Genomic DNA, 9,784 nt, shown 5'->3' on the forward strand with positions numbered 1-9,784 from the left:
CTCAGCGGATTCTCGCCAGCAGGTGGTCAGGCGGTCCGTACGCGTCTTTGCCGCTGAAGCTGCCGCTGACACCCGGTTGGCGAGACCCCGTCGTACGGCTACGTTCCTGCCATGCACACCGTGGCCGTACTGGCGCTGGACGGCGTCATCCCCTTCGATCTGTCCGCACCCATCGACACCTTCGGCTGGGCACGGCTGCCCGACGGCCGTGAGCCGTACCGGGTGCGGGTGTGCTCGGTGCGGGATGAGGTGAGCGCGGGTGCCTTCACGGTCCGGGCGCCGTACGGCCTGGAGGCGCTGGCGGAGGCCGACACGATCATCCTGCCCGGAGTGGCACAGCCCCCGCGGACGCTGCCGCCCGGGGTCGCCGAGGCCCTGCGCGCGGCGGCGGCGAACGGCACCCGGATCGCGTCGATCTGCGTGGGCGCGTTCCTCTTCGCGGCGACGGGCCTGCTGGACGGTCTGCGCGCGACGACCCACTGGTTCGCGGCCCCGGACCTGGCCCGGCGCCACCTGGCGGTGACGGTCGACCCGAACGTCCTGTACGTCGACAACGGCCAGTTCCTGACGTCGGCGGGCGCCGCCGCCGCCCTGGACATGTGCCTGCACATGATCCGCAAGGACTTCGGTTCGGCGGTCGCCGCGCACGCGGCCCGGATGTCCGTGATGCCGCTGGAACGGGAGGGCGGGCAGGCCCAGTTCATCGTCCACGACCTGCCTCCGGCCCCGGCCGGCACCACCCTGGAGCCCCTGCTGGCCTGGCTGGAGGACCACTGCGACCGGGATCTGACGCTGGCCGGGATCGCGGCGAAGGCCGGCATGAGCACCCGTACCCTCAACCGCCGCTTCCGGGAGCAGACCGGTACGACACCCCTCCAGTGGCTGCACCGGGCGCGGGTACGGCGGGCCCAGCACCTGCTGGAGAGCACTCCGTACCCGGTGGAGCGCATCGCCGTCCAGACGGGCTTCGGCTCACCGACGGCTTTCCGGGAACGGTTCCGCAGGGTGGTGGGGACGAGCCCGCAGGCGTACCGGAGGGCGTTCCGGGCGGGGGAGAGGGCGTCGTAGCGAGTTGCTTGTGTTGCTGTTGTCGCTGTCGCTGTCGCTGTTTGTGCTGTTGCTGTCAGGCCTTGCGGTCGGCGACGGCCCAGGAGGCGAGGGCGACGGCACCGGCGACACCGAGGACGGACGGCCAGGCGCCGACCTTCTTGGCCAGCGGGTGGGATCCGGCGAACGCGGCGACGTAGGCGGCGGTCAGCGCGCCCGCGGCCTTCCCGCCGGCGCGGGTGCGCCACTGCCGGGCCGCCGCGGCGCCGGCGACGGCCAGGACGGCCCCGCCGAGCTGTCGCTTCTTGGTCCAGCGGGCGACGCCGTAACCGCCGACGAGCCCGGTGGCGGCGACGACCGCGCTGGGAACTGCGGCCATGGTGGCCTCCTCGTGTCCGTTTCACTGCCGTTGGGTCTGGCCCGAGGCTAACGCGGGCCCGAGGCTGACGCGCACGTGTGCGGACGAATCCAACCTGAGTCGAGGCTTGTCAAGTTTTCGGCGGAGAGTTATATAAGAAGCCGTAGGGCATCGCATCCCAGCGCCTGATGGAAGGAGTGACCTGTGATGCTCATGCGTACGGACCCGTTCCGGGATCTCGACCGGCTCACGCAGCAGCTGTTCGGCGCGACCGCCCGCCCGTCCGCGATGCCGATGGACGCCTACCGTTCCGGGGACGAGTTCCTGGTCCACTTCGACCTTCCCGGCATCGACCCGGAGACGATCGAACTCGACGTCGAGCGCAACGTCCTCAACGTCCGCGCGGAGCGGCGCAGCCCCGCCCCCGAGGACGCGGAGATGCTGGTCGCCGAGCGGCCGACGGGTACGTTCACCCGCCAGCTGTTCCTGGGCGAGACGCTCGACACGGACCGCATCGACGCCTCGTACGAAGCCGGCGTCCTGACCCTGCGCATCCCGGTGGCCGAGCAGGCCAAGCCGCGCCGCATCCAGATCACCGGCGGAGGCGGCGACCGCAAGGAGATCAGCGGCTGAGGCCGCCGCACAGGCCGTGTGACGCGCATGGCACGGATGCCGCCGGTGACGCATGACCGCGTGCCCCGCATGCCGCTCGTGACGCATGACCCGCATGACGCGCACGACCCGCATGCCACGCACGACCCGCACGCCGCCACGCACGGCAGGCGGGGCACGCCGGACCGCACGACACGCCCATGCAGCCCAAGCAGTCCAAGCAGCCCATGCCGCACATTGGCCGAACTCCCGCCCATGTCCGCTGCATTACGGGGTACCGGGCTTCCGGTGCCCCGAAGCGTCCCGGAGGAGGAGCCACCACGATGACCGTGACGACCCCCCAGCCCAGAACCACCATTCCCACCCCGTCCCTGCGCCCGCGCCCCAAGGGCGAGGCGCAGGACACCGACTGGCTGGAGCTGACCGAGGCGGTGCGAGACGCGGGTCAGTACCCGACGAGGGCGGAGGCGGAACGCGTCACGCGCATCGTCCTGTCGGCCCTCGGCGGCCACGTCACCGGCGACGAACGCGTGGCCCTGGCCCAGGCCCTCCCCCGGGAGGCAGGCCGCGTCATCGCTTCCCAGATCCCCGCGACCCACCCGTTGACGGCCCGCGAGTTCGTGGAGTCGGTGGCCACCCGCATAGAGGGCTCGACCCCCGCGACGGCCCGCTGGGACGTCAGCTCGGTCCTGAGCGTCCTGTCCGCCCGCATCGGCGAACCCCTGACCACCCGAGTCCTGACCCAACTCCCCCCGGGGTACGCCCTGCTGTTCGGGCGGGCGGACCTGGCACCGGTGGTCTAGCGGTCTAGCACGCGACGGGCGCCGCACACCCTGGGGCGGCGCCCAGCAAACTTCTAACCGGTTGTAAGCCACCGAACCGGCCCGGCGTCCATGCGAGCGACCGCGCCCCTCGCCAACGATGCGGACGCAGCCGACGTTGCGGCCCAGCCGGCCACTTTCCCGGGTTGTCCGCTCGCTTCGTCCCTGTGCCGGAGTGAGCCGAGTCAAGGATGACGATGGCCCGGATGGCCATCGCCGAAGGCGACGCGGGAAGCGCCCTTCACTCGGCTCGCGGAAGCACGACACTGACCCAAGAAGCGGGCGGCCCTGCCGCACCGTTGCAGCCGACAGCACCTCCGACACCGCTCAAGAGGCCGGCCATGCGTCACACCAGCGACTTGCGCACGGCGTCCACCAATGACTGCGCGCGTACATCGCCGGATCCGCCGACGATGTGGTTGACCACGTATCCGAAGGCGATACCGAGGTCTGGGTCGGCGAAGCCGAGTGAGCCGCCCCGACCGGTGTGACCGAAGGCGCCCGGGCCGGTCATGGGATTGGTATCGGTCGGCAGCATGTAACCGGCGCTGAATCGGCTCGGCACCACCATCACCCGGTCCAGCCCGTTCGCCTGTTCAGCGGTCGCCGATGCCAGGGTGCCCGGGGTGAGCAGGCGCACACCGTCCACCTCGCCGATCAGCGCGGCGTACAAGCGCGCCAGAGCCCTGGCGGTGCCGATGCCGTTGGAGGAAGGAAGCTCCGCGGCCTGTACCTCAGCCGAGTTGAAGTCGATCCCAGCAGGGTCGGTGACCTCGTACGCCCTGTTGCTGAGAGAGCCGGGGTCACGCCAGGCTGCCACCTGTTCGCGGAGTTCCTCGGGCACCGACTCGGGAGGCACGGTGGTGAGGTCGACGTCCGGCTTCCGGAACACCATGCGGCTGACCCGGCCGCGCTCGCCCGCCGGCAGCCCGATGAAGAAGTCCAGCGCGAGCGGCGCGGCGATCTCGTCGGCGAAGAAGCGGCCCGGCGTACGGCCGGACACTCGGCGGATGACCTCGCCGACCAACCAGCCCCAAGTCCGTCCGTGATAGCCATGAGCAGTTCCCGGAGCCCACACCGGACGCTGAGCGGCCAGCGCGGAGGTCATCGGATTCCATGCCAGCGCATCGGCCAGCGGCACCGGCCGATCCAGCGCGACCAGACCGGCCTGGTGGGACAACAGAAAGCGGACCGGAATCTCAGCCTTGCCGTTCGCGGCGAATTCGGGCCAGTACTCGGCCACCGGAGCATCCAGCTCAAGCAAGCCGCGCTGGACCAGTAGATGCGCCGCCGCCGCGGTCGCCCCCTTCGTCGCCGAGTAGACCAGTTGCAGGGTGTCCCGCTCCCACGGACGACCGGTGCGTGGGTCCGCGGACCCACCCCACAGATCCACCACGGGCCGGCCGTCCCGGTACACGCACACAGCCGCACCGATGTCCTCACGCTCGGCAAAGTTCTCCGCGAATGCATCGCGTACGGCCTCGAACCCGGCCACGACCTCACCGTAGATCGTCGTCATACCGCCCATCCTGGCATCCGGACCGCCGCCGCGGACGGGTCGGAACTGCCATCGGTCAGGAGGCGGCAACCGTCAGACCGAACCGCACAGTGCCTGAAGACGCTCGCGGAACTCGCGCACGCTGGGCACCGACTTATGGGGTTGTAGCTGTGCGGAGAACTCCTTGAGTCGGTCCAGCGCCCGTACCGAGTTGACCTCCTCTTCCAGGAGCCGGGCGCCATGATTCGCGGCGTACAGAGCCCCGTCGAGGTCACCGCCGGCGAGCCGGGCCTCGGCCAGCCGACTGGACCGTACGGCCCTGTCCCGTGGAGCTGCCCTGTCGACGGAGATCTCCAAGGAACGCGTCGCGCGCTCCACCTGCCCAGAGCGCAACAGGACCTTGCCTTCGGTCGACTTCAACTGAGCCTCGCCGAACCAGTCGAGCCAGTCCGGGGTCTCATCGGCCGACTGACGGTCCCAGATGGAAGCGGCCCGGTTGAGCGCCGCCCCGGCCTTCCGGTGGTCGCCGTGGCGTGACAGTGCCTCCGCCTTGTGCAAGTAGAGGAAGGACCGGGTGCGCGGAGACAGGGCCCTGGGGGCATTGTCGATGGCCGTCGAGATGAGGTCGACCCGCTCGGCGGTCCGCCCGGCCTCGGATACGTGGACGCCCATCTCCGCAAGGACGAAGGCCCCGAAGGCGTCGTCCCCGGCCGTCCGAGCACTGCGCAGAGCCCCGACGTAGTACCGCTGCCCGGCGGACCGCAGCCCCGCGTCGTACGCCATCCAGCCGGTCAGGTGCGACACTCGGGCCGCTAGCACGTACAGGCGCACCCGGATCTCGTCCGTGTACCGTCCTGTGGCGAGAAGACCGGTGACCAGGGCCAGATCACCGCGCGCCTGTTCCAGCAGACGGGCACCTCCGAGCTGGTCGTCGAGCGAGCGGAGGGTGGCGATCCGCTGCTCGACCGTGGAGACCATCGTGTCCGTGACGCGATCGCCGTCGAGCGCTGCGGCGAAGGCGGAGGGCGCCTCGACCCAGCTCGCCGCGAGTCCTGTCAGGGCGGCGCCGGTGATGGTGAGAAATCCGCGGCGATCCGTGCGACCGCTGCCCACCAGGTCGGTCAATGTCTCGACGGTGCCGCCTTCGGTCCACGGAGCGCTCAGCGCGGTGACTTCCCATACAGGGAGCCACCGCGGCCATCCTTCCGCCCGCACGTGCTCGTGCGAAACGCGCAGCAAGTCGGCGAGCACGTGCTGGGCATCCGCGTCCGGTTCCTGTCCCTGCTCCCACTTCCAGACGGTAGTCCGGTTGGTCGCCAGAGGAATTCCGAGCGCCTTTCCGTGCGCCTGCATGCGGCGAGCCAGTTCGGCCTTCCCCAGCCCGTGCGACTGGCGAAGGTAGGCGAGCGGATGCACAGCTAACGGCTCTTCGGGCACGTCATCACTCCTGTCGTACGGTCATGGCGTGACTGGGAGGTTACGTCGCGTGCCGATCCGTGAGGAGGCCCGCGACTTGAAGAGGAACCCCCCGGAAACGTTCCCGGCCGGACCAAGCCGGCCTTGACTGGGCATCAGCCGTCCAAGCCCCACTCGTGAGTCGCTCGGAACAGTTTCCCGGTTCGGCGGCTCCGCCTCCGCGCCTCCGTCGGAGACGGCCGGCTGAGAACGCTGCCTACGGCGCCTGACCGCAACGCTGCCGAGGAAGTGTCCGTCGTCTTCCCGCCGGATTCCCGGCGGGAGAAACCAAACACGAAGGAGAGCACGAGGTGACAGAACACACCGCACCGCCTCCGGTCCCGAGCGACCTTCTGCTGGCGGTGGAAGAGCTGAGCGCTGTCCACGACCGGTACGACAGCCTCCGGTCGGACAACGCCGGAAGTTCCGGCGACGCGCCGTGGCCGGGTGGCGACGGCAACCTGCACGACAGCGAATAGGCGCAGAGCGGCCGGGGCCGGCACGGTCCGCGTGCCGGCCCACCACCCAGACATCACACGGTTGATCCCTTGAGGAGGCAGTGATGGAACACCAGTTGATCAGCGCCGTCGAGGAAGCACTCGGGTGGAACGGACCGGACGAACTGGGCGAGGGCTTCGCTCGGGGAAGCATGCGCGACCCGGCGCTCGCCCACCGCGTCCTGAGCCCGAACCGTCTGCTCGACATCGCGATGCGCAGGAGCCTGAGCCGCCCGCAGTTCCGGTGCTTCCAGAAGGGGGTGGAAGTCCACCCGGCCGTCTACTGCACCGACAGTGTCAGCCCTCGTGGCCAGAGCATCTCCATGGTCGACATGCGCGGTCTTGGGCGGCTCCTCGGGGAAGGGGCGACTCTCATCCTCGATCAGGTCAACGTCTTCGACCCCACGATGGAAGTCGCATGCCGGGCCCTCCAGTGGTGGTCCCACGAGCGAGTTCAGGTCAACGCTTACCTCACGACGAACGATGCCGAAGGGTTCCCCCTGCACTGGGACGACCACGATGTCGTCATCGTCCAGCTGGCGGGTGAGAAGCAGTGGGAGGTGCGTACGGCGTCCCGCAAGGTGCCCATGTACCGGGACTGCGACCCCAACGACACCCCGAGCGACGAGATCATCTGGTCGGGTGTTCTGAGGGCGGGAGACGTCATGCACATCCCCCGGGGTCATTGGCATCGGGCGACGCGTACGGGCAGCGGCCCGGGAAAGAGCCTTCACGTCACGTTTGGCATCACCAGGCGAACCGGAGCCAGCTGGCTCGCCTGGCTGGCGGACTGGTGCCGCGAGGACGAGGTATTCCGCTACGACCTGGACCGCACGCAAGGAGCCGGCAGCAGCGAGCCCCTGATCGAGGCCGCAGGCCGACTGATCAAGGAGCGGACCCCGACGGACTTCCTGGCAGCGTACGAGGAGGAGACGACACTGCCTCGCCACGTGCCGTTCCTCGACGTGCTCGGCCCGCTCGACGCCGTGGTGTGCACCACCCATTTCGCTCCCCGCCTACGGGAGTGCGGCGAGGCGGTCGACGTCGTGGCCTCGGGGAAGAAGTTGACTTTCGCGACCAAGGCCCTTCCTGCCCTGCGTCTGCTGCTGAGCGGAAGGCCGGTCCCGCTCGACCGTGCCGCGACCGTTGTGGGAGCGGAGGTGACGGAGGTCGCCGAGATTCTGGTGAAGGAGGAATTGTGCGCGGTGCTGACCCCCGAGTTGTCCTCGGGCTACACCGGTCTCGTCACGAACGCCGTCTCCTGACCGGCGCACTGAACGCCGGTGTCACCTCGCTCGACACGGCCTTCAATTACCTCGGCTTCCGCTCACACCAGGTCTTGGCTCGGATCGCCGGTGACCTACTGCCGAAGTTCGTGGTCTCCACGAAGGTGGGCTACTTTCCGGGGCCGAACGGCCCGACGCACTCTCTGAACCCTGTTCGGTTGCTTGCGGCAGTGGAACAGACGGCCAGAGACCTTGGGCGTGAGCCGGATCTGATGTTCCTGCACAATCCGGAACACTCATTGCGTGAAGCAGGACCGCCCAGCCGGGACATGCTGACGGCGGCATGCGCAGCTATGACGGAGGCTGTGAAGAAGGGGCTGTGCGGCGCCTGGGGCGTAGCGACCTGGGATCCCTGTCCGCTATTGGGCCTGATCGACACGACCGTCCCAAGACCGGCTGTTCTGATGGTCCGCGCGGGACTTCTGGTCGGAGGCAGAACACTGGACGCGGCGGACATGCTGACGGCGACGTGGGGACCGGACGACGGTGAAGTGTGGGGGATGAGCCCCTTCGGAGGCAGCACGAGGGCTCCGCTGTGGAAAACGTTCGATCCTCGGGTGTTCCTTCGGGAAAGGGGCGGCCTCTCGCGCGTACAGGCAGTCTTCCGGCTCGCGTACGCGCTCCCATCGGCCGATGCCGTGGCTGTCGGCACCGACGAGCCGGCCCATCTGGAGGAACTGGTCGGTGCCCTTGCAGTCGAAGCCGATGAGTCGGCGGTCGACGGGTATCGCTGCTTGCTCCGGGAGCGGTTGCGCGGTCAGCCCGACTGAAGGTCTGCGACGGTCTTCTCTGCCATCCGGCGTGCGGGGCCGAGCCGGGGGTCCTCGGGGTGCGAGTACGGCCCCAGAATCTTCGAGCATACGAACAGAGTCATCAGCTTGCCGTCCCGGCTTGCGAAGTCGGAGCGACGCTCGCGCCGGACGCGATCGGCCAGAGCGGGGACGGCAAGCGAACTCGCCCAGAGCGAGGCGGAGTCCAGTCCGCGCGGCGCGTTCCCCCAGTCCTCCCAGTCGAAGAGGCTGAAGGCCGGTGCGGTCACGTTCGCCCAGTTGAGATCGGCGTGAGCGGGTACCCACAACTCGACCGTCGTATCGAATGCGTCGCCGAAGACGCCGCGGACGGACTCGGTGACGAAGTCCTGGGTGATGGTGACGGTGTCCGGCGTGGCCACGCGCATGGTCTTCTGAGCGGCGAGGGCGTCCAACGAGGCGTTGAGCGCCTGCCACCACTCGCAGGGTAAGCCTGGATCCGCGCTCAGAACGGCGGTACCGACGGGCGTACCCGGCAGGACCTCCGTCTCGTCGGCCCGCCACATCACGGGCTCGTCAGTGTCCCGCCACACCAGGGACCCGAGCCATGCGGGCTGGGCGACGCCTTCCAGACGAGAGGCGCACTCCGTGCCGTTCCAGCCCTGGACACCGATCCTCTCCAAGGCCCGCCGTTCGATGCGCACCCATGTGCCACGGTCGGTCCGTGCTCCGACCGTGCGGCGCTTGCGCACCACCGTGTTGTGGTCGAAATGTGTCTGGAGCGACCGCGCCACGTGGTCGAGAACTTGATCAATCGGTTCGGTCCGCAGGTCAAGGGAACGGGCCGTGGATACCGAGAGGGTCATGGGCCGACGGTAGCAGCGGAGGGTGGGGGTGAGATCCCACACCGAGGCCAATTCACCCAGCTTCTTCCAGGTTCGACCTGCGCCGCTGGGGCGAGCAGAAATGCATCGCGCAGGCCTTCCGGGGACTACCGGAGCTGACCGAAGCGGCGTAACTACTCGCCACCGCGATCGACGACCGCTGGGGCGTCCAGCTCCTGGCCGAACGCAAGGTGACCTGGGTCGAACCGGCCACGACTCTCGGCCGACCTGACGGCCATAGCGGGAATACGCACGTCTCGGGAGCCGAGAACCTTCTGTGCCTACAACGCAGGAGCACCAGTCGCGCGATCAGCGGGATCACGCAGACCGAGTGCCACTTTCGCGCAGACGGTGGCGATCGGAGCCATCGCGGACATCCTTCGGTGGCTTCGGGCGCACGGATGTGACGCCGACGAGGCCCTGGAGAGGGCGCAGGCACGGTTCGATGCAGACCTGGCTTGAACTGCAAGTGAGGCACGAGGTGCCATTCGCGTATGGGTGTTGGTCGCGCAGGTGACTCGTGGGGACTGGCAACCCAGTTTGTGCTGCTTCGCCAGTCCCCGGTTCCAGGCCTGGC

General features: G+C 69.0%; 10 protein-coding genes. 6 read left to right on the forward strand and 4 right to left on the reverse strand.

Going from position 1 to position 9,784, the window contains the following annotated elements:
* The first annotated feature begins 111 nt into the window (after positions 1–111).
* Positions 112–1,068, forward strand: coding sequence for a helix-turn-helix domain-containing protein (locus AB0L21_RS04275; protein ID WP_365782117.1), 957 nt, complete (start codon positions 112–114; stop codon positions 1,066–1,068).
* A gap of 55 nt (positions 1,069–1,123) precedes the next feature.
* Here AB0L21_RS04275 and AB0L21_RS04280 read toward each other — a convergent pair whose 3' ends face one another.
* Positions 1,124–1,426: a hypothetical protein gene (locus AB0L21_RS04280; RefSeq protein ID WP_365782119.1), complete on the reverse strand. Its 303-nt coding sequence runs from the start codon at positions 1,424–1,426 to the stop codon at positions 1,124–1,126.
* A gap of 186 nt (positions 1,427–1,612) precedes the next feature.
* On the opposite strand from AB0L21_RS04280, the gene AB0L21_RS04285 reads away from it, so the two are divergent.
* Positions 1,613–2,038, forward strand: coding sequence for an Hsp20/alpha crystallin family protein (locus AB0L21_RS04285; protein WP_365703417.1), 426 nt, complete (start codon positions 1,613–1,615; stop codon positions 2,036–2,038).
* A 302-nt stretch (positions 2,039–2,340) separates the two neighbouring features.
* Positions 2,341–2,820: a DUF2267 domain-containing protein gene (locus tag AB0L21_RS04290; RefSeq protein WP_365782121.1), complete on the forward strand. Its 480-nt coding sequence runs from the start codon at positions 2,341–2,343 to the stop codon at positions 2,818–2,820.
* Positions 2,821–3,184: 364 nt separating this feature from the next.
* Here the strand turns inward: AB0L21_RS04290 and AB0L21_RS04295 are convergent, their stop codons facing one another.
* Positions 3,185–4,357, reverse strand: a complete 1,173-nt coding sequence (locus AB0L21_RS04295) for a serine hydrolase domain-containing protein (RefSeq protein WP_365782122.1) — start codon at positions 4,355–4,357, stop codon at positions 3,185–3,187.
* Positions 4,358–4,429: 72 nt separating this feature from the next.
* A complete protein-coding gene (locus tag AB0L21_RS04300) occupies positions 4,430–5,773 on the reverse strand; it encodes a transcriptional regulator (RefSeq protein WP_365782124.1) in 1,344 nt (447 codons plus the stop codon).
* 329 nt (positions 5,774–6,102) lie between these two features.
* On the opposite strand from AB0L21_RS04300, the gene AB0L21_RS04305 reads away from it, so the two are divergent.
* The 3 genes from AB0L21_RS04305 to AB0L21_RS04315 all read left to right on the forward strand — a co-directional run bounded on the left by AB0L21_RS04305 (position 6,103) and on the right by AB0L21_RS04315 (position 8,344).
* Positions 6,103–6,270 carry a hypothetical protein gene (locus AB0L21_RS04305; RefSeq protein ID WP_365782126.1) on the forward strand — a complete coding sequence of 56 codons (168 nt, stop codon included), beginning with the start codon at positions 6,103–6,105 and terminating at the stop codon, positions 6,268–6,270.
* 83 nt (positions 6,271–6,353) lie between these two features.
* Complete coding sequence (locus AB0L21_RS04310; RefSeq protein ID WP_365782128.1) at positions 6,354–7,553, forward strand: cupin domain-containing protein; 1,200 nt, start codon at positions 6,354–6,356, stop codon at positions 7,551–7,553.
* Entirely contained in the window at positions 7,487–8,344 is an 858-nt protein-coding gene (locus AB0L21_RS04315) for an aldo/keto reductase (RefSeq protein ID WP_365782131.1), read from the forward strand. Before AB0L21_RS04310 ends, AB0L21_RS04315 begins: the two co-directional genes overlap by 67 nt.
* Here AB0L21_RS04315 and AB0L21_RS04320 read toward each other — a convergent pair.
* Positions 8,332–9,189, reverse strand: a complete 858-nt coding sequence (locus tag AB0L21_RS04320; RefSeq protein WP_365782134.1) for a hypothetical protein — start codon at positions 9,187–9,189, stop codon at positions 8,332–8,334. The two genes, AB0L21_RS04315 and AB0L21_RS04320, sit on opposite strands and share 13 nt — an antisense overlap.
* Positions 9,190–9,784: the final 595 nt, after the last annotated feature.

The sequence above is a fragment of the Streptomyces sp. NPDC052721 genome, from assembly GCF_040678315.1.
Lineage (GTDB): Bacteria > Actinomycetota > Actinomycetes > Streptomycetales > Streptomycetaceae > Streptomyces.